The sequence below is a fragment of the Chryseobacterium sp. W4I1 genome, from assembly GCF_030816115.1.
Classification (GTDB): domain Bacteria; phylum Bacteroidota; class Bacteroidia; order Flavobacteriales; family Weeksellaceae; genus Chryseobacterium.
Genome location: NZ_JAUSXQ010000001.1, coordinates 2,471,976 through 2,495,759, shown reverse-complemented (window position 1 = coordinate 2,495,759; position 23,784 = coordinate 2,471,976). Strand labels below are relative to the sequence as shown.

The window sequence follows — 23,784 nt, the reverse complement described above, 5'->3', positions numbered from 1 at the left end:
ATCATATCAAATTCAATGGATAATCAGCCACAAAAAATATCGGTAATGGAGAAAGTGGGGTACAGCCTGGGAGACCTGGCAGCCAACCTTGTTTTTCAGACCTTAGTGACCTATCTGACCTATTTTTACACAGATATTTACGGACTCAAAGCAGAAGATGCTTCTTTGATCACTCTTACTGTAGGTTTAATTGCTGGGTTTGGCTTTAATCCGTTTATAGGAGCACTGGCAGACCGTACACGTTCACGATGGGGGAAATTCCGTCCATGGATTTTATTTACCGCTATACCGCTTGGTATTGCAGCACTGTTAGCTTTCAGCACCCCTCACTTTTCCTATCAGGGTAAAATGATCTATGCTGCGGTTACCTATTCATTATTACTTTTATTGTACGCATCCAATAACTTACCTTATGCTGCTTTGAGCGGTGTTATTACAGGAGATATGAGCGAAAGGAACAGTATTTCTTCGTATCGTTTTGTAGCCGTAATGTTTGCCCAGTTTTTTGTACAGGTATTTATGCTTCCTATCATCTTATACGTGGGTCACGGAGATAAGGCACAGGGAATTGAAACTGTTATGACATGGCTGGCTGTAATCGGATCAGTAATGTTGTTAATCACCTTTTTTACAACCAAAGAAAGAATCATTCCCAAGCCGGAACAGAAATCAAGCCTGAAAGAGGATTTAAAAGATTTATTTCAAAACAGGCCATGGATCATTATGCTTACTGTAACAGCATTTATCTTTATTACACTGGCGATGAAAGGAGGGTCTTATGTGTATTATTTTAACAATTATGTGGATGAAAATGCATTGAAAAGTTTTATTTCACCTATTACGTCATTTTTTAATTCTGCTGGAATGAACTTCTTCGGAGAAGACCCAAAGTCTGCAGGATTCGGATTGTTTAATGCAGGAGGAATTGTGATGATGATCGTAGGGATCACCTTCTCTAAAAAGCTTGCAGATAAATTTGGAAAACGAGATACTTTTATTGCCTCATTATTCATTTCTACCTTGTTTATCCTTTCTTTTATATTCTATCCTCCGAAAGCAGTAGGAATTATGTTTTTGTCACAGATTGTACACGGATTCTTTTACGGAATCAGCACTCCGCTTTTGTGGGCTATGATTGCTGATGTTGCCGACTATTCAGAATGGAAGAACAACCGCAGGGCAACGGCTATTATTTTCTCTGCGATGATGGTAGGACTGAAAGTAGGTCTCAGTATAGGAAGTTCTCTGGTCGCTTTAATCATAGGGAAATACGGATACATTTCGGTACATGGTAACGAACAGATTATCCAGCCTGAAACAGTGGCGGCAGGAGCCAAAATGCTGGTGAGCATATTTCCGTCCATCCCGTTTTTCATTGCCTGCGGCCTGCTTTTATTGTATAAGATCAACAAAAAAATGGAAGTTCAGATTGAAAAGGATCTGGCTGATAGAAGAAAATAAAAATAATCACTATGAAACGTATTTTAATTGGTTTGGCAGCTCTTACCGCTTCCGGGATGTCAGCACAGCAATCTGAAAGTTCTTTAAAAAAAGCATTTCAGGATAAATTCTATATAGGAACAGCCATGAGCCTTCCTCAGATTGAGGGAAAAGATCAGAAAGCAGTAGCTATTATCAAAAAACAATTCAGTTCTATCGTTGCCGAAAATTGTATGAAATCTATGTTTGTGCAGCCTCAGGAAGGAAAATTCTTTTTTGATGATGCCGATAAATTTGTTGATTTTGGACTAAAAAATAATATGTTCATCATTGGGCATACTTTAATCTGGCATTCACAGCTTCCAAAGTGGTTTTTTTCAGATAAAAATGGAAAGGATGTTTCTCCGGAAATATTAAAACAACGCATGAAAAACCACATTACAACGGTAGTTTCTCGTTACAAAGGTAAAGTAAAAGGTTGGGATGTAGTGAACGAAGCCATTCTTGAAGACGGATCGTACAGAAAAAGTAAATTTTACGAAATCCTGGGGGAAGATTTTATTCCTTTAGCATTTCAATATGCGCAGGAAGCAGATCCCAATGCGGAATTATACTACAACGATTATAATGAATGGTACCCTGAAAAGGTAAAAACAGTCATCAAAATGGTTGAAAAGCTTAAATCAAGAGGGATCCGTATTGATGGTGTTGGAATGCAGGCCCATGTCGGAATGGATACTCCTTCCATGGATGAATATGAAAAAGCTATTCTGGCTTATTCCAACGCGGGGGTTAAGGTTAATATTACAGAATTGGAAATTAGTGCATTACCTTCACCATGGGGAAGTTCCGCCAATGTTTCGGATAAAGTTGCTTATCAGAAAGAAATGAATCCCTACACAAAAGGTCTTCCAGCAGATGTAGAAATGAAATGGGAAAAACGGTATCTTGATTTCTTCAGTTTATTTTTAAAACATCAAGATAAAATACGAAGAGTAACATTATGGGGGGTCACAGATAAACAATCCTGGAAAAATGACTTTCCGGTGAAAGGAAGAACAGACTACCCATTACTTTTTGACAGAAAAGACCAGGAAAAACCTCTTGTAGGGAAAATAATAAAGCTTGCAGAGAAAAATTAAAATCAAAAGAATTTTTACTTAATGAAAAAATCAAAATATTTATTCCCGGGAGACTATATGGCAGATCCTTCCGTTCATGTTTTTGAAGATAAAATCTATATCTATCCTTCTCACGACCGTGAAAGCGGAATAGAAGAAAACGATAACGGCGACCATTTCGATATGAATGATTATCATGTCTTCTCAATGGATGATGTGGACGGCGGAGAAATCAAAGATTATGGCGCAGTCCTTTCGGTAAAAGATATTCCATGGGCAGGGAGACAGCTCTGGGACTGTGATGTAGCCTTTAAAGACGGGAAATATTATATGTATTTTCCCCTGAAAGATCAAAATGATATTTTCAGAATCGGCGTTGCAGTAAGTGATAAACCTTATGGTCCTTTTATTCCTGAAAAACATCCGATGATGGGAAGCTACAGCATCGATCCCTGCATTTTTGAAGATAACGGAAAATATTATATGTACTTCGGAGGAATTTGGGGAGGCCAATTGCAGCGCTACAGAGATAATAAAGCACTTGAATCCGCTGTAATTCCTGAGAATGATGAGCCTGCGATCCACTCAAAGGTCGCTCTGCTGAGCGATGATATGCTTGAATTTGCCGAAGCGCCTAAAGACGTTATCATCATCGGTGAAAACGGGAAACCTCTGCTTCATGGTGATAAACACCGCTTTTTTGAAGCCTCATGGATGCATCAGTACAACGGTAAATATTATTTTTCTTATTCTACGGGAGATACCCACCTGATCTGCTATGCAACCGGGGATAATCCTTACGGTCCGTTTACTTTTCAGGGTGAAATTCTTACTCCGGTGGTAGGGTGGACTACCCATCACAGCATTGTGGAATTCAAAGGAAAATGGTATTTATTTTTCCATGATTCTGTTCCTAGTGGTGGGAAAACATGGTTGAGAAGTATGAAAGTTGTTGAACTGGAATACGATCATGAAGGCAAAATCAAAACTATTGAAGGTCTGGAAGGCGGACAATAGGAATTTTTAATTATTTAATATTTTTCAATGCAATATCTGAGACTCTACACCGTGTTTTTTCTGATGATTCCATTACTGATTTTCGCGGAGGACGGAAGTCAGCTCTGGCTTCGGTTTCCTGCAAAAAAAGGAATATCGGCAGATAAAATTATTTCTAAAGGCAGCAGTCCAACCCTTAATATTGCCAGAAAAGAGCTAACAAGCCACTGGCAAGGGCAAGCGGTAGAACTTCGTACGGAAAATAAAGACAAAAATCTGAAAGACGGCTACAGAATTGTTTCCACGCCTGAAAAAATTGTTATTTCTGCAGGCAAAGAAATAGGACTTTTGTATGGCGTCTATCATATTTTACGCTTACAGCAGACAAAAGCCGATTTGTCTCACTTAAACAGCATTGAAAAATCTTCATATGATGTTAGGATTCTAAACCATTGGGATAATCTGGACGGAAGTATTGAAAGAGGCTACGCCGGAAGATCACTTTGGAAATGGGAAGATCTACCCGGAAAAATTTCTCCACGTTACGAAGAATATGCAAGAGCTAATGCTTCTGTAGGAATCAATTCCGTTGTTTTGAATAATGTGAATGCATCTCCCAATATGCTTCGGGAAGATTATCTTAAAAAAGTCAGGGTTCTGGCCGATATTTTCAGACCTTATGGGATAAAGGTATATCTTTCCGTGAATTTTTCTTCACCCAAAGTTCTGGGCGGATTACAAAATTCAGACCCATTGAATAAAGGCGTACAAAAGTGGTGGAAAGATAAAACTGCTGAAATTTATAAATTGATTCCTGATTTCGGCGGATTTTTGGTGAAAGCCAATTCAGAAGGGCAGCCGGGACCTCAGGATTACGGAAGAACCCACGCAGACGGAGCCAATATGATGGCCGATGCATTGAAACCTTATAATGGAATCGTCATGTGGAGAGCATTTGTTTACAGTCCGAGTAAAGACGACAGGGCAAAGCAGGCTTATCTCGAATTTGTTCCTCAGGACGGTAAATTCAGGGATAATGTCATTATTCAGATCAAAAACGGTCCAGTTGATTTCCAGCCCCGGGAAGCTTTTAATCCTCTTTTCGGTGCTTTGAAAAAAACTTCTGAAATGGTAGAGTTTCAGATCACACAGGAATATCTGGGCTTTTCAAACCATCTTGTTTTTCTGGCTCCTTTATTCAAAGAAACGCTGGAAAGCGATACCTATTCTGACGGTCAGGGATCTACGATTGCGAAAATTACAGACGGTACATTAAGGCCTGCAAAAATCACAGCCATCTCAGCCGTTGCCAATATCGGGGAAGATACCAGCTGGACGGGCCATCATTTTGCACAGGCTAACTGGTATGCATTTGGTAGACTGGCATGGAACCATCAGCTGAGTTCTGAGCAGATTGCCGATGAATGGATTAAAATGACCTTTACCGATGACCAAAACTTTCTGGCTTCGGTAAAAGAAATGATGCTCTCATCCAGGGAAACTGCTGTAGATTATATGATGCCTTTAGGCCTTCACCATATCTTTGCGGGAGGCCATCATTACGGCCCTGAACCGTGGGGAGATTATAAAGGCGGAAGACCGGACTGGTCACCTGTCTATTATCATCAGGCTGATGCTCAGGGAGTGGGTTTCGACAGAACAAAAACAGGAAGTAATGCTGTTTCACAGTATTTTCAACCACTTAATGAAAGGTACGGAAATATCTCAACCTGCCAGGAAAATCTTATTCTATGGTTTCATCATGTTCCGTGGGACTATACAATGAAAGACGGAAAAACATTATGGGACCAATTGTGCTATACCTATGATTCGGGGGTGAAAAAGGTAAGGGATTATCAGAAAATATGGGATAGAATGGAACCTTATATAGATGAACAGCGGTTTGCTGATGTTCAGTCAAAACTCAGAATTCAGTCCAGGGATGCAGTATGGTGGAAAGATGCCTGCCTTCTTTATTTCCAGACTTTTTCTAAAAGGCCGATTCCTTATGACATTGAACGTCCTGTTCATGAACTCGAAGATCTGAAAAAGATTAAGCTTGATATGACTCATCACAATTAAAAATGAGGTAGCTCTTTTTCCCGATTAGAAATTAGAGCTACCTCAAAGAATAGATTGTAAGTAAAATTTAATCCAATATAATTTGGAATGATCTAAAGATCGTATGGAAATAATCCGGTTTATCGAAGAGAAATCATTTTATTAAAAACATTCCCGTTTTCTTCAACCCTGATTATATATTGGTCTGCTGTTTTAGGGTCAAGGTCAAAAGTAATATCGACTTTGCCGTCAGAATATTGTTTGCTGGAGGTGTAATAAGTTGTATTGGAAAGGTCATACACTGAAATGCTTACTGGCCCTTTCACATCAGACATATAAAGTTTTGCCATATGCCCTGAAATTGTATATTTTGGTTTATTTACAGCGCTTATGGGTGTTTTTTCCACTTCCATTACATTCTCAGCACTTATTTTTATCTTGTATTTCTCTATTTTCATTTCTGATTCTGCCACCAGATAATACGTTCCCGGAACAAAACTCTGAAAATCATAAGTCTTAGTTATATGATCTTCATTCGCCAGATTTTCGGAATATAATTCATCATTTGCACTGTTGTATACAAAAACAGATACATTCCTGGCGTTTGAAAGCTCAAAATTTAAGGTTTTGGCCTGTACGTTTCCAAAAGAAAGGGAAAAGTCCCTGTCCTTACTCATTAAACTTGCTGAAAACAATAAAGATCCTGCAAGAAATACCGATTTTAAAAATGTGCTCATAGGTTAAGGCTTTTAGTGATCATTGATAATGCAAATCTAAAGCAGTAATACTGATCAGGCTACAATGTAATTTTCACATATATGTCTTATATTAACCTTGTTTTTATTTTATTAGTATATTTGTTGTTAATTTTGTGTATGAAATTATTATTTCAAATCTATGAAACATCTACATCCATCCTTTGAGGCCATACAGCCTACCATCGGAAGCTGTTTTACAAGCCTGAAATTTCTCACCAATGAGAATATAAAATCTCATGTCTGGCACTACCATCCTGAGATTGAACTGATTTTTGTCTGTAAAGGCTCGGGAAAAAGACAGATCGGAAGCAGTATTTCCTATTTTTCGGATGGTGACCTTGTACTGATAGGAAGCAATCTTCCCCATTGTGGGCTTACCAATGAAAATACGCATAATGATTATGAAATGGTCATACAGTTTAAACCGGATTTTTTAGGAGAGAATATCTGGAATATACCTGAAATGCATAGAATAACAGCGTTGATTGAGAAATCCAAGGCAGGAATAGTATTTGGTGAGCTGGTGAAAAAGTCTATAGGTAAGGATATTGTTGAGATGCATGAAGCTTCCCCGTTGGATAAATTGTGCAGGTTTCTGAAAATATTGGAAGAATTGGCTGTTACTCAGGATTACCGGATTTTAAATGCTGGAAAATACTACCTTCAGACACAGATTGAAGACAATGAAAGAATCAATATTATATTTAATTATGTAAAAGACCATTTCAGAGAAGCAATTACCCTGGAAGAAGTTGCCGATCTTGCCCATATGAAAGTGCCGTCTTTTTGCCGGTATTTTAAAAAAATTACCAACAAGACCTTTACCCGGTTTGTTAACGAATACAGGATTACCCATGCTTTGAAACTGCTTGCAGAACAGCCTTTAAGCATAACAGAAGTATGCTTTGAATCCGGGTTTAACAATTTCAGCTACTTTAATAAAACCTTTAAAGAATACATCCAGAAAAGTCCCTCTCAATACAGGAAAGAATTTAATTATTTCATGGAATAGTTTTTCTGGAAATTAATAAATTTTAACCGCAGATTATGATTTATTAAAATATAAGTGTAAATTTAACACTTATAATAATATTATAATCTATGAAGTTTTTTATTGACACTGCCAACCTGGCGATGATAGAGGAAGCCAATGGCCTCGGAGTTCTGGACGGAGTAACCACCAATCCTTCGCTGATGGCGAAAGAAGGCATTTCCGGAAAACAAAACATCCATCACCACTACCTTGAAATCTGCAAAATTGTTGATGGAGATGTAAGTGCTGAAGTATTAGGAGTTACTTTTGAAAAAATGGTTCAGGAAGGAGAGGAGCTTGCTGCATTAGATCCCCGGATTGTGGTAAAGGTTCCTATGACTAAAGATGGAGTGAAGGCCATCAGATATTTTTCTGAAAAAGGGATAAGAACAAACTGCACACTCGTTTTCTCGTCAGGTCAGGCTCTGTTGGCTGCCAAAGCGGGAGCAACCTATGTTTCTCCATTTCTGGGAAGGCTGGATGATGTTTCGACGGACGGTTTACATCTGATCTCGGAAATCAGAACTATTTATGATAACTATGCCTTCCAGACCCAGATTCTTGCTGCTTCAGTCCGTCACAGTATGCATATTATTAATTGTGCTAAGATTGGAGCTGATGTAGTGACCTGTCCACTGGATCCGATACTTTCCCTTCTCAAGCACCCTCTTACAGATTCAGGCCTGGACCAGTTTATCAAAGATTCACAAAAAATGAAATAAGATCCGGGTAAAGAAATATAACCTCTGTTATAAGTTTAGTCGTTTTATACTTTTGAATTACCCACAAATCTTTTTTATCAGAGACAATTCATATGCATGAACAGTTAATCAACCCAACCATCCAAAAGTTTAAAGCGGAGTTCAACGCAGAGCCGGAACACATTTTCCTTTCTCCCGGGAGAATTAATATTATCGGTGAGCATGTAGACTATAGTGACGGTTTTGTACTTCCTGCCGCTATAGACAAATACATCTGTTTTGCGGTCCGTAAACTTTCTCAGACTAACCTGTGTACCATTGTAGCCAAAGATCTGGAAGAAGAATACACATTTGATGTTACCGGTGAGGTAAAGCCTGTTAAGCAGATGTGGATGAACTATATTCTGGGTGTTTTCAGCCAGTTACAGAAGCCGGAAAGTTTTTTTTGCGGAATGGAGATTGTTTTCAGCAGCACTATTCCGATGGGAGCAGGACTTTCTTCATCAGCAGCCCTCGAATGCGGTTTTGCCTATATCCTCAACGAACTTTTCGATCTTCGGATATCAAAAAAAGATATTGCCGTGATCGGGCAAAATGCAGAACATTCTTTTGCCGGAGTTCAGTGCGGAATTATGGATCAGTTTGCCTCTGTTTTCGGAAAAGAAAATAAAGTGATCATGCTCGACTGTAATTCTCTGGAACATCTGTATTTTGATGCAGACCTTCAAGGATACAGCTTGTTGCTTTTTGATAGCTGTGTAAAGCATAGCCATCTGACATCCGGCTATAATGAACGGCGTAAAGATGTGGAACAGGGCAAAAAAGCTTTATGGAAAAACTTCCCGGAAATAGAAAAATTCAGGGATTTTACAGTGCCTATGCTTGATACCACAAAAGAAGAAATGGGAAGTATTTCGTACAAAAGATGTCTCTATCTCCTGAAAGAAATTCAGCGAGTAGAACTGGCAGCTAAGGCACTTTCAGAAGGAAACATTCAATATCTTGGGGCCCTTCTGACAGAAACCCATGCCGGACTTTCTACTGAGTTTGAGGTCAGCTGCAATGAACTTGATTTTTTAGTGGAAAAAACAGTACAGCAGAAGGGGGTGCTGGGAGCAAGAATAATGGGCGGAGGCTTTGGAGGCTGCAGCATTAACCTTATTCAGGAAGATAGGGCTGAAGAAGTGATCCGGACCATAAGTGAAAAATATCTGAAAGAATTCAATATTCAGATGAAAGTTTATCATGTTAAAATTTCCGATGGGATAAAAGAATATACCAATGAATACATCGTTTGACCGTAAAAAGCATCCTCACAGAAGATATAACCCTCTTTTGAATGAATGGATTCTGGTTTCCCCACAGCGGGCTAACCGTCCATGGCAGGGACAGGAAGAAGAAATCACAGAAGAAAACCGGTCTGTATACCATTCGGCCTGCTATCTCTGTTCCGGAAACAGGCGAGCTAATGGATCTCAAAATCCTGTGTACAGGGGAGTTTATGTCTTTGACAATGATTTCGGAGCATTGCTGAATGAAGAAGTTGATTTTTCCGGTGAACATTCCGGATTTTTTACCCTTCTTCCGGAACGTGGAATCAACAGGGTGGTTTGCTTTTCCGAAGATCACAGTCTTACCTTACCGGAAATGTCCGTGGAACAGATCAAAGATGTGGTAGAAGTCTGGCAGAATCAGTTTAATGAATTGGCTGCTTTGGATCATATCAATTATGTGCAGATTTTTGAAAATAAAGGAAGCATTATGGGCTGCAGCAATCCTCATCCGCATGGCCAGATATGGGCGCAGTCATCAATTCCGGCGATGGTTCAGAAAACCCAGGAAAATTTGAAATCCTATTTTGAAAAAAATGGAAGAACGTTACTGGAGGATTATCTTAATCAGGAGATCATAGCTGCTGAACGTATGATCACAGAAAATGATCATTTTGCAGCATTGGTACCGTTTTGGGCGTCATGGCCTTACGAAACGATGATTGTCAGTAAACAGAAAAGAGAAAATATTGCTGCATTTTCTGAAAAGGAAAAAGAATCTCTTGCAGCCATTATCAAGGATCTGACCACGATATACGACAATATTTTTGAAACGTCATTTCCTTATTCTGCAGGTATTCACCAATCTCCTACAGATGGTGAAGAGCATCCTGAATGGCATTTTCATATGCATTTTTATCCACCACTGCTCCGGAGTGCAGAAATTAAAAAATTTATGGTAGGATATGAAATGCTGGCAGAGCCTCAGCGGGATATTACCCCGGAGCAGAGTGCAGAAATATTAAGAAGTCTGCCAACTATTCATTATAAGAAGAAATAATAAAATCAATATCTTTGGAAAGAATAAGCAAATTGTGATGCTGATACATGCAGAATATTGCTTTTCCCAATAAAATTATGGAGCAGATTAAATTAATTGTGACGGACATGGATGGGACATTTCTCAATTCCAGCCATGAAATGAGCCCTGAGTTTTCAGATGTTTATAAAGAACTGAAAAAAAGAAACATTGTATTCGTACCCGCAAGCGGAAGACAGATGCCAGGTATTACCCATTATTTCGGAGATATAGAAAGTGAGATCGGTTTTATTGCTGAAAATGGCGGCTATGTGGTTTATAAAGACCAGGAACTTTTTGCCGATACTTTGGAATATAAATATATTGTGGAGATCATAAAGGCTGTTCGTGAAATAACGGGCGCCAAAGCAGTATTGTCAGCTAAAAAAATGGCTTATTATGAAACTGATGATCAGCAGTTTGTAGATTTTTTTTCGAAGTATTATACCGAAAATATGAAAAAAGACGACCTTACGGAAAAAATTGATGATACAGCCTTTAAAATTGCTGTTTATCACCCGGATGGTGCTGAAAAATACCTTTACCCTGTCCTTAAAAGATTTGAAGACTTTGGTCTGGAAGTAGTCATTTCCGGAGAATATTGGCTCGATGTCATGAATAAAGATATCAATAAAGGGAATGCTCTGAAAATACTCCAAAAGTCTCTTGGGATTTCTGCTGAACATACCATGGCTTTTGGAGATTATATGAACGATATAGAAATGCTGAAGAATGCCAAATACTCGTACGCTATGAAAAATGCCCATCCGAATGTGAAGCAGGTAGCCAGCTTTGAAGCCTGCACTAATGACAGCTTTGGAGTATTGAAAACCATTAAGGATTACCTGCACTTGAATTTGATTTGTCAGGCAGGATTGTAATGTTTACTAGAGATCTGAATCATTAACTTAAAACCAGAAAATGAGCAAATCAAACGACAGAAAACCAGCCAAAATCTGCTATGAGCATATTGGTGGAAAACTAGGACAGCTTCTTTTAGAGCAATTCGTTGATAAAGGCTGGATTGCAAAGGATAGCCCTGCAGACCGAAATTATTATATTACCGAAAAAGGGCAGATAGAATTTACAAAACTGGGACTTGATCTTTCGCTCATAAAGCCTGAATAATAATTACCAGCTGCATTTCTATTCTATTCTAGTACTTCAATAGTTTTATTTCAAAAGCTGCTAGTTTGCTATATGTTCAGATGACGGATTGTTAGTAGTAATCACAAACATGATTAAAGGCTCATCACCAGTGTTTTCTATAGAATGATAACCAATGGAACTAATGGCTGTGATGTCTCCTTTTTGAAGCTTCTTTTTACGTATTGGTCCTTCTATTCCGGTTCTTTCACGATATTCTCCGGTTCCATGCACTACGACATACAGTTCTTCCTCATTCCTTTCATTGTGGGTGTGAAACCCGGATTCATCGCCTGTATTCAATAAAACCATATAAGCAGCCAGACGATTATTCGCCAGTTCCTTCTGATCGAACATTTGGATCATGTATACAATTCCTTTTCCGCCATACATATTTTCACGTTTATCTATACGGATAATGGTACGCTCGCTTTTTTCAAATGCCATGACATACAGGTGGATGTGTTTTGAAACTTCCTGTATAACGTGATCAAATTCTGCTCCTTCAGATAATATAACTGTATCAGCCATATTCGTTAAATATTAATTTTATAACAACGGAGATCAATGTACCAAAAATTATAAAAAGGCGCAAGCAAAATAGATTTCATTAAAGAACCGTTCTATTCAGAATAATAAAAAGTTTAATGTATCAGATCATCATTTAACAAATCAGAAGCAATCGATATTCACCATCGCTTTCAACAGGAGCCCGGTGTATACAGGGTAAAACTTGCTGGGTCGGATGATCTACCGCTAGACGCCAGAGGTGTCCTGACTCTAAATTGATTGGTTCTGCGTTGGGCTTAGCTTGATAATGCAGATCGAAAAAATAGTCTTTCAGGAAAGTTTCAAATTCCGTATCCGGACCGTCATGCAATTCTTTAAGCTTTTCCCGGATTTCCGGAATCAGAATTTTTTGTTCAGCCTGATGATTGGGTAGAATGTCACTTGCAGCACCATGATAGGTACACAAAAAAGTATCTGTTCCGATGGGGGAGCGGTCGACATGAAAAGAATATACATCTGTAGAAATGAAATCAAGCTCATTATCCCGTTCGTAATTTTTAAGTAAATTAAGAGAAGGTAATGCTCCGAAATCAGTTAATAACTGTAGATCATTTAAGATGATTTCCCTGGCCAGATTCCCTTTTTCCGATAGTTGGAGCGCTAAAAGATCTTCAGGAGAAACTTCTGTAATGTTATCTTTTAGCTGAAGCTGAGACACAATTTCTTTAAAATCACCGTCTAATTTTCTATGCCAGCAAATAGCATTCATAACTCCCTGAAAATGGGTGTTGACAAGTTCAGAAAAAGTAGAAACCACTCCAATTTGTTGGTGGTCAGAAAATGTATTGTTCATGTTTTGGAAGAAACAATTGATACCGCTTGATTCTATGCAAAAATAAGATTTTTAAATTCGTTAATAAGGGTGTTTTTTTTTAATATGCTTCTAATATTATATTTTGACAGGTCAATCAGGAGTTCTTTTTAACAACATTAATCATATGATCGATATCAAATGGCTTTTCAATATAGTCGTCAGCTTTGCATTCCTTTGCTTTTTCAGCAAGGTCATAGGATGTAGAAGTAAGTACAGCAGAAACGTCTTCCGTTTCAGGGTCTGTCTTTAATTCTTCAATCACTTTTGATCCCTTTTTATTTCCCCTGATGTGATCATCTACAATAACAACATCCGGTTCGATCTCGTCGATTTTTTCAATAGGTTCGGTTGTTAATGATGCAGTAACATCAAATCCTTCGTCCTCTAATACCTGATCCATTATTTCCAGAATATCTTCATTATCCTGAATAAGGACAACTTTTTTCTTCATTTGCTTTTTTTTAGTAATATAAATATAAGAAAAGTTTAACATTTGAACTACTTAAAAATTTTGAAAACAAACCTTATACTATTCCTGCACAAAATGGAAATAACCAGAAAGCAAATCATCTGATTCATGAACATATAAAAAATCAAAACAGTGATGATATAAGCGAAAGGGACTTTAACAGATTGGGTTTATCAGTTTCTCAGAAATCAAAAATGTGAAAATTCCTTACATACATTTAACGCTGCGGAATGAGTGATGACAATTTGTTCCGCAATAAGTTCTTTTACAATACCTGCAGTTAGTGATCAATGAAGAGGCTGTCTTGATGACAGCCTCCACTCAACAAACAAATAATTAAAGTATTGTATATTTTTACTACTTATGTTTTCCGTATCTATTTCCTGTTTTTGCATTTTTGTAAGTACCTCCTTTATGAGAACTTCCTCTATGACTGGAAGAATGCCTTTTTCCTGAATACCTTTTCTGGGCATCTAAATTTTGAAAAGAAATTACAAATAGTATTACTGCAATGAATGAGATCAGTTTTTTCATAGTATTAAAGTTTATATTGAAGCTATTTTATTTCTCACCGGGTTTGTGAATATGAGGTTTAAGATCGGTGTTTAGGTTTCGTTTCAGGGGTAACCCTTCTTCTCCTGTCCGGTGTTCCGTCAGATTTATCAGGTTTAGGGCCTGGTTTAATAGATTTTACTTTAGTCATTTTATTATTTTTTGGTTAACTTAAGTAAAGGTAAATTACTTCAAACAAGGCACCTTACGGGTTTCCACATCTTATTATATTTTTAAATTTAAAACCGCCTCATACCTAAAATGAGGCGGTTTAATTATTTTAATTTAATTCAGAATAAGACTCTGATAATGAGCTAGGTAAGCTTAAAACTGAGGAAAGGGATTGAAATTTAAAAAAACGAATACAATTCCACTATTAACTTCCAGCCCATCCGCCCCTGCATTTAATGCGCTTTACACATAGCGTCCCACGTTGTCCAAAAATGAGCATTAATAGCACCTGGAAACGGATTCGTACTGTCGGCAACGATCCCTACCATAGAGGCACAGTTGGAATTACAGCCAATTTCGTTATGGCTTCCCTGCTGAGGTGGAATCTGGCGCCAAGTACCGGTTGAACCGCTTAGAAGCTCCACTTTAATGTCAAAAATTCCTGAAAGGTTAGGAGTTTGGATCTGTTTCGTAGGATTCTCGCTCGAAATCGATTCGCTCCAGTTGCCTTGTGAAAATGTCACACGCCATGTTGAGATCATTTTGGCGGTATTATTCTGAGGTGAAAGATACACCCAGAATTGAGCTCCGTTCCCTAATTGAAGCTGACCGGATGAATTTACGTTTACATTTGCTGTTTCCATGATGAATAATTTTGGTTGATTAGTTTCTGATAATGGATTTCTGAGTAAATCCGTATTTCAAAGTAACAAAGAAGACCGGATCTGTATTAGAGTACAAATGACCAATTATAATTTTGGGTAGAAATACTTAATCTTGTCGAAATCATTACCAGTACTTGGATTTTTTGATATTTGCTGGCAAAGCATGAAATACTTTATCTTTGTTTTTCAGGGCTGATGATAAAATATTGGCCAAAAATACCTTTATGAACAAAAACAGCTTTTTATTTTCTGCAAAAGGAATATGTATTGCAGCTTTTCTTACTTTAAACACAGTAATTTACGCTCAGAAAACAGCAGATATTACAACCATTTCGGAAAAATCATTAAGCAGTATTCTGGAAAAAAACAGAACCTATTATACTCAGGGTAAAGTAGCAGATTATATTCCCGAGCTGGGAAAGATAGATGCCAGAGCCATTGCCTTTTCGGTAGTAGAAAAAAATGGGAAAATATTTAATGTCGGGGATGTTCATAAGAAATTTACCATGCAGAGTATCTCCAAAATCATTGCATTGATGATCGCTGTGAGTGAAAAAGGCGAAGCCAATATCTTTGATAAAATGGGCTATTTCGGAACCGATAAACCGTTCAATTATTTTTCAAATCTTGAAACCACAGGAAAGCCATTGAACCCGATGATGAATGCCGGAGCCATTCTTACCACTTCCTTAATTTCAGGAGAAGGCGAAAAACCATTTCTGAAAATTTTGGATATGGTGCGATACATCACCAAAAATCAGACAATTGATTATAATACATCCGTTTATCAATCTGAAAAATCTACCGGACACCGTAACCGTGGTATGTTTTACCTGATGAAAAACAACGGACTGATTTCCGGAAATGAAGACCAGCTGGATAATTATTTCAAACAGTGCTCTATTGAGCTGACGGCGGAAGATTTGGCTAAAATAGGTTATTTCTTTGCCAATCAATGCGTTCGGTTCGATGGAGATTCAGCATACAAAAATGCAGAAATGGCAAAGCTGGTAGAATCCCAGATGCTGACTGCCGGAATGTATGAGTTCAGTGGAGAGTATTCACGAACAGTAGGATTGCCGAGCAAGTCCGGAGTTGGAGGCGGAATTACCGTAAGTGTTCCCGGAAAAATGGGGATCGGTGTTTTCAGCCCTGCGTTAGATCAGCATGGAAATTCTGCAGCGGGCTATCATATGATTTTAGATCTTGTGAAACAGTACGACCTGAGTTTATTTTAAAGAAGTCGCCTTCGTTGTAAAATTCAGGGACTCAGCAAAACGTTTTTAAAAGATAAAGCAACCCTGATGTTCGATGTCAGTAACCTTTTTGGAATACGAAAGTCAAACAGCAGAACCGTAGGAACAGATTATGAAATCAGCCAGACCAATATTCCTAATGCCGCGCGGTATCGGTTAACGCTGGTTTATTAGATTTAATCAAAAAGACAATCAGGCGGTACGGCAAGCCAAAAGCGGGAACAGGGATTGATCCAAACAACCTGATAATGCTTTAAATACAATATAAACCTCTGCCTGATCAGCAAAATCTGCGAGCTTAAAATAGGTCTCACCAATTTTGCAGATCATGCAGATTCTTTTACCGTTCTGGTGTAATTTTTTTGACTTAAATTTGGTCATTCGTCTTCTATGACGGAAAAAAATACTGACAGATGGCAGATGAAATACAGATTTTAAAAGATTTCGTGGAAGGTAAGCTTTCCGATCAGGATTTTGAGCAGCAGCTTTATAACAATCAGGATTTGGAAAAACAGCTTTCAGATCCGGCAATAGATTGGCAGGGAACTTATTTACAAAACACCACTGCTTACTTTTATCTGGTTGAGCAGGATTATAAAAATGCTGAAGGAAGGCTCAACGCTCACGGAACGGTTCAACTGTTTTTAAGCAAAATTGGAGTAGAGATCACAGCTTCCCCACAAAAGTCTGATGAGTATGAATTCATTTTGAATACCAGCCCCAAATATATAGACGCTGATGCAGGATTTATTGAGCAGCATATTCTGCCAAAAGACAAAACACTTTCAAAATCTGAACAGAAACAATACATAAAACAGCGCTATAGGGAACTTTTTAAATACCAGACTAAACCACCCAAGTGGTTACAGAATCCGGAATGGCCTGTTAAAAACAATCAACCTCTGTTCTTTTTAGGACAGATTGAAATAAAAAAAAGTGATTTTTTCCATGATGAGGGAAATATGTATCTCTTTATGGATCCTGAAACTGAAATTATTGATATCGTAAAGCAATTTTACTGATCATTGTCAAAACAACTTAAAATGAACATAATCCTGTTTTAGTCATTAAAATCCCTCTCAAGAAATGGGATAATTTTCCCAATCGAACAATAAAAGAGGTTTTATAATCTTCTTATTCTCATAACGTTGCTTCCCGGTAACGTTATTTTTTTGTCATTGTTTTTTCAAACTCCTGAATTTTATGATTTTTTTTAACAAATCATCAAGCTCAGTTTTTCCAGAATTCATACACTTTTGTAGGCGTATTATATTTTTGTAATATTGGAAAAATAATTCTCTTATTTTTGATTTATTTTATTTTTTATTTCTATATTTGACTTATATTATTAGTTATAAATCTTTATAATTGAATAGTATAGACTGTACCGTTGTATTTCTGACAATAAAAACATAAACTACTTTTTTTAATGATATTTAAATTTATAATAATTTATTATTAATAATTTGTTATTAAATTTTATTTATGATTAAAAATTTAGTATAAATTTATTACTTTTATTCCGTCGTAATAATAATGCTCTTATCCCGAAAGGGTGAGCTTTAATTATGAAGTTTCCCAATTATCACCTCAATACCATAAATGCAATGAAAAACTTAACCATTCTTGGATTAACGCCTTTTGAAAAGCCGGATGTCAGTCTTATGCCTAAATTGCACCAGGCGGGTGCATTTCCCATCTTAAGCTTAGGCCATAATGCGGCGGCCGCTCAGGAAGCACTGAATCAACTTGATCAGACCGATGTACCTTCTTATGGTATCTATCTACCGAACGACAAATTTATATCCCTGCAGATCCCGAAAAAAGTACGATTTGCGATCCTTCCGTCCGGAGTTTCAATGAATATTGTACCGGATCTGCCTGTTATCTATCAGGTAACCAGTTTAGATGAAGCCAGGCTGGCCGAACAGTCGGGTGCAGAAGGGATTATTATAAAAGGAAATGAGGCAGGAGGCCTGGTAGGCTATGAGTCAACTTTTGTACTGTTTCAGCGTGTCACTAAAGAAATTCAGACCATCCCTGTTTGGGTACAGGGAGGAATAGGACTGCACACAGCTGCCGCAGTAAAATCATTAGGAGCTGCCGGAATTGTACTCGACAGTCAATTGGCGCTGTTCCCGGAGAGTTCCGTTCCTCAGGAAATCAAAGACCTGTCCTCAAAACTCAATGGTGCAGAAACTAAAATTATAGCCAACCATCGGGTGCTGGTGAGACCGAACTCACCTGCATTACCTGAAAATGTCACGGCCGAAGAGCTGAGACAATATTTTACTGATCTTGACCCAAGCAAGAGCTATATTCCTATGGGTCAGGATATTTCATTGGCGGTAGATCTGTATGAAGATTTCAAAAGCCTAAAAAAAATGGTTTTCGGGTTCAAGGAAGCTATGTATGGTCACCTGAAGCAGGCTAAAGCACTTGAGGTGATCAGTGAAAATAATATAATGGCCCAGAAACTGGGATTACGTTATCCTATCGCACAGGGACCAATGACCCGTGTCAGTGATGTTCCGTTGTTTGCTAATGCAGTAGCGGATGCAGGAGCTTTGCCTTTTGTTGCTTTGTCATTATTAAAAGGTGAACAGGCCAAAGCTTTGGTGATGGAAACGAAAAAACTGGCAGGTGAAAAAACATGGGGCGTAGGTATTCTTGGATTTGCCCCTCAGGAATTGAGAGAAGAACAGACCTCCTATATATTGGAAGCAAAGCCTTCCGTAGTCCTTATTGCCGGAGGAAGACCTGCACAGGCTAAGGTATTTGAAAAAGCGGGAATTACAACCTTCCTTCACGTTCCTTCTCCTGCATTACTAGATATTTTCCTAAAAGAAGGCGCTACCAATTTCATCTTTGAAGGCCGTGAGTGCGGCGGTCACGTGGGCCCGCTTTCAAGCATGGTGCTTTGGGAAAAACAAATTGAACGTATTTTAAAAGAAGAACATCCTGAAAATATCAGCGTATTTTTTGCAGGGGGAATTCACAATGCATTTTCAACAGCATTTGTTTCTATCATGGCGGCTCCTTTAGCAGCCAGAGGCGTAAAAGTTGGCGTATTGATCGGAACTGCTTATTTATATACGGAAGAAGCTGTACGTACCGGAGCTATTCAGGAAGAATTCCAGGTACAGGCGATGCAGGCAAAAGACACGGTCTTACTGGAAACGGCACCGGGACACGAGACACGTTGTTTAAATACAGCTTTTGCTAAACATTTCAGTACTGAGAAGATCAAACTTCTGGCCGCCGGAATGGATAAAAAAGAAGTTTGGGAGCAGCTTGAAAAACTCAATGTGGGCCGACTTAGGATTGCCGCAAAAGGAATCGATCGTCAGGGAGACAAGTTGGTTAATGTTCCTAAAAACGAGCAGCTGGATCTTGGAATGTACATGATCGGTCAGGTGGCTACGATGCAAAACCGCGTGATTTCCCTTGCATCCCTTCATCAGAACGTAAGTATTGATAACTATAAATATATTGAAGAGGCGGCTTTACCGGAACTGCCGGTATCCACAGAAAAACCTCTGGATGTAGCGATTGTCGGGATGGAATGTATTTTCCCGGGCGCTAAAAACCTTGAAGAATACTGGCGAAATATCATTTTGGGACGAGACAGTGTCACAGAAGTTCCTGATGAGCGCTGGAACAAAGAACTCTACTACCATCCGGATTCAGACGGGCCGGATGTATCTCACTCCAAGTGGGGCGGGTTTATTCCAAAAATTGATTTCGATCCATTGGCCTTCGGAATTCCTCCTCAATCTCTTGCTGCCATTGAACCAACACAACTGTTGACTTTATTGGTTGCCAAGCGTGCGATGGAAGATGCAGGCTATGGAGAAAAACACATCAACAGAGAAAATATTTCTGTTATTATAGGAGCTGAAGGCGGTAATGATCTGGCCAACAGCTATAGTTTCAGAGGATACTATAAACAGGTTTTCGGAGAACTTCATGAAGAAGTAAAACAGGCATTTCCACATACGACGGAAGATTCATTCCCGGGTATTTTGGCGAATGTGATCGCAGGTAGGATTACAAACCGTCTGGATCTTGGCGGAAGAAATTTCACCGTAGATGCGGCGTGTGCTTCTTCTTTAGCAGCTATCGATCTGGCCTGTCAGGAACTGATATTAGGAAAATCCGATATGGTTCTTGCCGGAGGAGCGGATTTACATAACGGAATCAATGATTACCTGATGTTTTCCAGCACGCACGCCCTTTCGAGAAAAGGAAGATGTGCAACATTTGACGGAGAAGCCGATGGTATTGCCCTTGGAGAAGGTGTGGCAATCCTTGTCTTAAAAAGATATGAAGATGCAGTTCGTGATGGTGACCGTATTTATTCTGTCATTAAAGGAGTGGGAGGATCAAGTGACGGAAAGGCACTGGGTCTTACAGCACCTAGAAAAATAGGACAGGTACGCGCATTGGAGCGTGCATACGCTCAGGCGGGTATCAGTCCTGCATCAGTTGGTTTAGTGGAAGCTCACGGAACCGGAACTGTAGTGGGAGATAAAACCGAACTGAGTGCACTGACGAATTTATTCAGCCGCTCAGGAGCGATACCAGGACAGACTCACTTAGGTTCCGTAAAAACGCAGATCGGGCATACCAAATGTGCCGCAGGGTTAGCCGGACTGATCAAAGCTTCACTGGCAGTATATCATGGCGTAAAACCACCGACACTTCACTTACAGCAGCCTAATGCTTATTATAATGCCCAAACCAGTCCTTTTGCTTTTTATGCAGAAAGTGGATTGTGGGGCGAGAAAAACCGTTATGCCGGAATCAGTGCTTTCGGATTCGGGGGAACCAATTTCCATACGGTTATTGCCAACCATCCGAAGGAAGATGATTCTGCTGTATTGCAATCGTGGCCGTCAGAATTGTTTGTATTCCGTGGGGATACGTATGAGGATGCGAAAATTCCATTGTCACAGATCAAATCTTTATTAGAGGTTAATGGTGATATTCCTTTAAAAGATATGGCTTACAGCTTAGCAGTAGGTTCAGAAAAACCAATTCAGTTAACCATCGTTGCTGACACTGCCGAACATTTGATGATGAACATCGAACTGGCATTATCCGGCATTGAAAGTAAAGATACTTTCACGGTGAATAAACGTGATGGTAAAGTAGCCTTCCTGTTCCCGGGACAGGGCAGTCAGAGAATCAATATGGCCCGCGATCTGTTCGTAGCTTTTCCGGCCATGCGTAACCTGATCGAAGGATATCCTGAACTGGAGAAAGTAGTTTTCCCTTCAACAACGTTTGATGAAGCTGCTTTAAAACAACAGAAAGAAACCATTAAAGATACCCGCCTGGCCCAACCTATCTTAGGAATTGTTGACCTGGCTTTGGCTAAATTCCTGAAATCACTGGACATCGTTCCGGATATGGTGGCAGGCCACAGCTATGGTGAATTACCGGCTTTATGTTTTGCCGGTGTTTTTGAAGAAGAAAAACTGGTTGATTTGAGTATTCAAAGAGCTCACGCCATTTTAGATTCAGTAGAAGGCGGTGATCCGGGAACTATGATTGCGGTAAGCGCAACAAGAGAACAGTTGCACCCGGTACTAGACAAAACAGAAGGTTGTTATCCGGTTAATTATAATGCCCCGACCCAATGTGTAGTGGCAGGAAGTATGCCGGCTATCAATAAATTAATGGAGATCCTTAAACAGGAACGTATCTCTGCAAAGAAATTAGAAGTTGCGTGTGCATTCCACAGCCCGTTATTGGCTAAGTCCAAAGGCTTATATAATGAAGTCTTGAAAGAGGTTCCGTTCCAGGAAATGCAGATCCCGGTTTGGTCGAATACAACAGCTGAAACCTATCCTGCAACGCCTTCAGAAATCAAGGAAAGACTGACGGATCATTTGGTACAGCCCGTGAGATTTGTAGAAGAACTTCAGGCGATGTATGAAGACGGAGCCAGAATATTCATCGAAGTAGGACCTGGAAAAGTCCTTTCCGGACTGACTAAATCCTGCTTAGAAAAAGATCAGCTGGTCCTGTATGTAGAAGACAGCAACCGAAATAAACTGAGCCATCTTCTTTCCATGCTAGCACAATATCTGGGAACTGGCCGAAGCTTCAGCATTGAAAAACTTTTCGATGGCCGTAATGCCAGATTGATTCAAATTGACCAGCCTGAACTGTATAAGAAAAATCCAGCCATCTGGCGTGTGAACGGACAAATGGCGCATCCAACCACAGGTAATCTGCCGGCTAACGGTGCATTACCGATATTAAATCCTATTCCCATGAACAATTTTACGAATAACCAACGAGCCCCTGTAGCCGAATCTCAGCCTGCCGCTGAACGTATGCTTCAGGAATATTTAAATACCATGAAACAGCTGATTCAGGCACAGCGTGATGTGATGCTTTCCTTCCTGGGACAGAATCCACAAGTCAGCCCTGCACCTGTTTATGCTGCGCCGGTACAAGCACCTGTGAACGATCGTTTGGTGACGATTCCTGCACAGCCGGTCCATATAGAAAAGCCTGCTGCCGTTTCGGTAAAACAGGCTCCGGTAAAAGATATTAAAACCCTGTTGCTACAGGTGGTCAGCGATAAAACAGGATACCCTCATGAAATGCTCGGCATGGAAATGGACCTTGAAGCTGATTTGAGTATTGACTCTATCAAAAGGGTAGAAATCATCGGAACACTTCGCAGTGAACTGGGGGCGCTTACATCAGGTAATGCTGATGAAGATACGATCATGGAAAAATTAGCATCGATAAAAACTCTAAGTGGTCTGGTTTCCTGGTTGACAGAATTGACAGGAACTCCAACAGCAGCTCCTGAAAAAAACGGAACTACAGTAACACCGGCAGCAGAAGTAGAAAGCAAATCTGCATTCTCTCTTGAAGAACTTCAAAATATAATTCTGGATATCGTCAGTGAAAAAACAGGGTATCCGAAAGAAATGTTGGGATTGGATCTTGACCTTGAAGCAGACCTGAGCATTGACTCTATTAAAAGAATGGAAATTATCGGAGACCTTAAAACCAAAATAGGTTTCGGTCAGGATATGGACCAGGCGGATGATCTGATGGAAAAACTGGCTGCTATTAAAACATTAAAAGGACTGGCCTTATGGATCAGCGAAATGAGTGGAAACACCGATACTGATGCTGAACCTGTTCAGAATTTATTGTCACGTCTCCGTTTTGACCTGACGCCAACCGATGTTTCTACAGAGCAGAATACAGAAATCATAAAGGGGAAACGTTTTGCCATCACTCAGGACAACAGTCCGCAGACGATGGCAATCAAAAATACCCTTGAAAAATATGGAGCTATCGCAGAATTGGTGGATACGGAAAGAGATCTTAAAGATTTTGACGGACTGATAATTCTGGATCTCTTCTCCTCAACCGTAAAACACAGCATCATTGATCACGTAGATCAGATCAAGAAACTGGATCTTGATAAAGCCAAATGGGTGTATCTGATTTCAGACATTCCGGCTCATATTCAGGAACTGACTGATACCCGTCTTTTACGTCATTACAAAGGCTATCCTGGACTTTTCAAAAGTTTAGCGAGAGAATTTGAACAAACCTCTTGCAGGCTGATTAGTCTGAGCACACCACAGGAAGTTGATCAGATTACAGAGATCGCTTTAAAAGAAATATTAAACCACAGATAA

Annotated in this window: 20 protein-coding genes; 14 read left to right on the top strand and 6 right to left on the bottom strand. The window is 39.3% G+C overall.

Annotation, left to right across the window (positions count from 1 at the left end; translation table 11 throughout):
* Positions 1-15 precede the first annotated feature (15 nt).
* Genes QF044_RS11575 through QF044_RS11560 form a run of 4 tightly spaced genes read left to right on the top strand, consistent with a single transcriptional unit; the run spans position 16 to position 5,639 of the window.
* Positions 16-1,461, top strand: a complete 1,446-nt coding sequence (locus tag QF044_RS11575) for an MFS transporter (RefSeq protein ID WP_307267243.1) — start codon at positions 16-18, stop codon at positions 1,459-1,461.
* 11 nt (positions 1,462-1,472) lie between these two features.
* The gene (locus QF044_RS11570; RefSeq protein ID WP_307267240.1) at positions 1,473-2,582 is read left to right on the top strand and encodes an endo-1,4-beta-xylanase; all 1,110 of its coding nucleotides are present in this window, start codon (positions 1,473-1,475) and stop codon (positions 2,580-2,582) included.
* 21 nt (positions 2,583-2,603) lie between these two features.
* Entirely contained in the window at positions 2,604-3,578 is a 975-nt protein-coding gene (locus QF044_RS11565) for a glycoside hydrolase family 43 protein (RefSeq protein ID WP_307267238.1), read from the top strand.
* Between the two features lie 27 nt (positions 3,579-3,605).
* A complete protein-coding gene (locus QF044_RS11560; RefSeq protein WP_307267236.1) occupies positions 3,606-5,639 on the top strand; it encodes an alpha-glucuronidase in 2,034 nt (677 codons plus the stop codon).
* Between the two features lie 119 nt (positions 5,640-5,758).
* Here the strand turns inward: QF044_RS11560 and QF044_RS11555 are convergent, their stop codons facing one another.
* A complete protein-coding gene (locus QF044_RS11555) occupies positions 5,759-6,355 on the bottom strand; it encodes a hypothetical protein (RefSeq protein WP_307267235.1) in 597 nt (198 codons plus the stop codon).
* Positions 6,356-6,515: 160 nt separating this feature from the next.
* Between QF044_RS11555 and QF044_RS11550 the strand changes: the two genes are divergently transcribed.
* The 6 genes from QF044_RS11550 to QF044_RS11525 all read left to right on the top strand — a co-directional run bounded on the left by QF044_RS11550 (position 6,516) and on the right by QF044_RS11525 (position 11,587).
* Positions 6,516-7,388, top strand: a complete 873-nt coding sequence (locus tag QF044_RS11550) for an AraC family transcriptional regulator (RefSeq protein ID WP_307267232.1) — start codon at positions 6,516-6,518, stop codon at positions 7,386-7,388.
* An 89-nt stretch (positions 7,389-7,477) separates the two neighbouring features.
* Positions 7,478-8,131 (top strand): fructose-6-phosphate aldolase, encoded by a 654-nt coding sequence (gene fsa / locus QF044_RS11545; protein ID WP_307267230.1) that lies wholly within the window; start codon positions 7,478-7,480, stop codon positions 8,129-8,131.
* A gap of 92 nt (positions 8,132-8,223) precedes the next feature.
* Positions 8,224-9,408, top strand: coding sequence for a galactokinase (gene galK, locus QF044_RS11540; protein WP_307267228.1), 1,185 nt, complete (start codon positions 8,224-8,226; stop codon positions 9,406-9,408).
* Entirely contained in the window at positions 9,392-10,441 is a 1,050-nt protein-coding gene (locus QF044_RS11535; RefSeq protein WP_307267227.1) for a UDP-glucose--hexose-1-phosphate uridylyltransferase, read from the top strand. The genes galK and QF044_RS11535 overlap by 17 nt, the downstream gene beginning before the upstream one ends.
* Before the next feature lie 77 nt (positions 10,442-10,518).
* On the top strand, positions 10,519-11,340 hold the full coding sequence (locus QF044_RS11530; RefSeq protein WP_307267225.1) for an HAD family hydrolase: 822 nt from the start codon (positions 10,519-10,521) through the stop codon (positions 11,338-11,340).
* A 40-nt stretch (positions 11,341-11,380) separates the two neighbouring features.
* Entirely contained in the window at positions 11,381-11,587 is a 207-nt protein-coding gene (locus tag QF044_RS11525; protein ID WP_307267222.1) for an ArsR family transcriptional regulator, read from the top strand.
* Positions 11,588-11,647: 60 nt separating this feature from the next.
* Here the strand turns inward: QF044_RS11525 and QF044_RS11520 are convergent, their stop codons facing one another.
* The 5 genes from QF044_RS11520 to QF044_RS11500 form a co-directional block, all read right to left on the bottom strand.
* Positions 11,648-12,136 carry a cupin domain-containing protein gene (locus QF044_RS11520; RefSeq protein ID WP_307267220.1) on the bottom strand — a complete coding sequence of 163 codons (489 nt, stop codon included), beginning with the start codon at positions 12,134-12,136 and terminating at the stop codon, positions 11,648-11,650.
* Between the two features lie 133 nt (positions 12,137-12,269).
* Entirely contained in the window at positions 12,270-12,968 is a 699-nt protein-coding gene (locus QF044_RS11515; protein ID WP_307267218.1) for a DUF1826 domain-containing protein, read from the bottom strand.
* A gap of 115 nt (positions 12,969-13,083) precedes the next feature.
* The gene (locus QF044_RS11510; RefSeq protein ID WP_307267216.1) at positions 13,084-13,440 is read right to left on the bottom strand and encodes a two-component system response regulator; all 357 of its coding nucleotides are present in this window, start codon (positions 13,438-13,440) and stop codon (positions 13,084-13,086) included.
* Between the two features lie 375 nt (positions 13,441-13,815).
* Positions 13,816-13,992, bottom strand: a complete 177-nt coding sequence (locus tag QF044_RS11505; protein ID WP_307267213.1) for a hypothetical protein — start codon at positions 13,990-13,992, stop codon at positions 13,816-13,818.
* 422 nt (positions 13,993-14,414) lie between these two features.
* Positions 14,415-14,825, bottom strand: coding sequence for a hypothetical protein (locus QF044_RS11500; protein ID WP_307267211.1), 411 nt, complete (start codon positions 14,823-14,825; stop codon positions 14,415-14,417).
* 245 nt (positions 14,826-15,070) lie between these two features.
* Between QF044_RS11500 and glsA the strand changes: the two genes are divergently transcribed.
* From glsA to QF044_RS11480, 4 genes are all read left to right on the top strand, one after another.
* The gene (glsA, locus tag QF044_RS11495) at positions 15,071-16,084 is read left to right on the top strand and encodes a glutaminase A (protein WP_307267209.1); all 1,014 of its coding nucleotides are present in this window, start codon (positions 15,071-15,073) and stop codon (positions 16,082-16,084) included.
* 66 nt (positions 16,085-16,150) lie between these two features.
* The gene (locus tag QF044_RS11490; RefSeq protein WP_307267206.1) at positions 16,151-16,276 is read left to right on the top strand and encodes a hypothetical protein; all 126 of its coding nucleotides are present in this window, start codon (positions 16,151-16,153) and stop codon (positions 16,274-16,276) included.
* Between the two features lie 239 nt (positions 16,277-16,515).
* Positions 16,516-17,124, top strand: a complete 609-nt coding sequence (locus QF044_RS11485) for a hypothetical protein (RefSeq protein WP_307267204.1) — start codon at positions 16,516-16,518, stop codon at positions 17,122-17,124.
* A gap of 546 nt (positions 17,125-17,670) precedes the next feature.
* Complete coding sequence (locus QF044_RS11480; RefSeq protein ID WP_307267202.1) at positions 17,671-23,784, top strand: polyketide synthase; 6,114 nt, start codon at positions 17,671-17,673, stop codon at positions 23,782-23,784.

Excerpts from the sequence above, each read along its gene's own strand:
- QF044_RS11575 (WP_307267243.1), top strand. The coding sequence starts at position 16 with ATGGATAATCAGCCACAAAAAATATCGGTAATGGAGAAAGTGGGGTAC.
- QF044_RS11570 (WP_307267240.1), top strand. The coding sequence starts at position 1,473 with ATGAAACGTATTTTAATTGGTTTGGCAGCTCTTACCGCTTCCGGGATG.
- QF044_RS11565 (WP_307267238.1), top strand. The coding sequence starts at position 2,604 with ATGAAAAAATCAAAATATTTATTCCCGGGAGACTATATGGCAGATCCT.
- QF044_RS11560 (WP_307267236.1), top strand. The coding sequence starts at position 3,606 with ATGCAATATCTGAGACTCTACACCGTGTTTTTTCTGATGATTCCATTA.
- QF044_RS11555 (WP_307267235.1), bottom strand. The coding sequence starts at position 6,355 with ATGAGCACATTTTTAAAATCGGTATTTCTTGCAGGATCTTTATTGTTT.
- QF044_RS11550 (WP_307267232.1), top strand. The coding sequence starts at position 6,516 with ATGAAACATCTACATCCATCCTTTGAGGCCATACAGCCTACCATCGGA.
- fsa (WP_307267230.1), top strand. The coding sequence starts at position 7,478 with ATGAAGTTTTTTATTGACACTGCCAACCTGGCGATGATAGAGGAAGCC.
- galK (WP_307267228.1), top strand. The coding sequence starts at position 8,224 with ATGCATGAACAGTTAATCAACCCAACCATCCAAAAGTTTAAAGCGGAG.
- QF044_RS11535 (WP_307267227.1), top strand. The coding sequence starts at position 9,392 with ATGAATACATCGTTTGACCGTAAAAAGCATCCTCACAGAAGATATAAC.
- QF044_RS11530 (WP_307267225.1), top strand. The coding sequence starts at position 10,519 with ATGGAGCAGATTAAATTAATTGTGACGGACATGGATGGGACATTTCTC.
- QF044_RS11525 (WP_307267222.1), top strand. The coding sequence starts at position 11,381 with ATGAGCAAATCAAACGACAGAAAACCAGCCAAAATCTGCTATGAGCAT.
- QF044_RS11520 (WP_307267220.1), bottom strand. The coding sequence starts at position 12,136 with ATGGCTGATACAGTTATATTATCTGAAGGAGCAGAATTTGATCACGTT.
- QF044_RS11515 (WP_307267218.1), bottom strand. The coding sequence starts at position 12,968 with ATGAACAATACATTTTCTGACCACCAACAAATTGGAGTGGTTTCTACT.
- QF044_RS11510 (WP_307267216.1), bottom strand. The coding sequence starts at position 13,440 with ATGAAGAAAAAAGTTGTCCTTATTCAGGATAATGAAGATATTCTGGAA.
- QF044_RS11505 (WP_307267213.1), bottom strand. The coding sequence starts at position 13,992 with ATGAAAAAACTGATCTCATTCATTGCAGTAATACTATTTGTAATTTCT.
- QF044_RS11500 (WP_307267211.1), bottom strand. The coding sequence starts at position 14,825 with ATGGAAACAGCAAATGTAAACGTAAATTCATCCGGTCAGCTTCAATTA.
- glsA (WP_307267209.1), top strand. The coding sequence starts at position 15,071 with ATGAACAAAAACAGCTTTTTATTTTCTGCAAAAGGAATATGTATTGCA.
- QF044_RS11490 (WP_307267206.1), top strand. The coding sequence starts at position 16,151 with ATGTTCGATGTCAGTAACCTTTTTGGAATACGAAAGTCAAACAGCAGA.
- QF044_RS11485 (WP_307267204.1), top strand. The coding sequence starts at position 16,516 with ATGGCAGATGAAATACAGATTTTAAAAGATTTCGTGGAAGGTAAGCTT.
- QF044_RS11480 (WP_307267202.1), top strand. The coding sequence starts at position 17,671 with ATGAAGTTTCCCAATTATCACCTCAATACCATAAATGCAATGAAAAAC.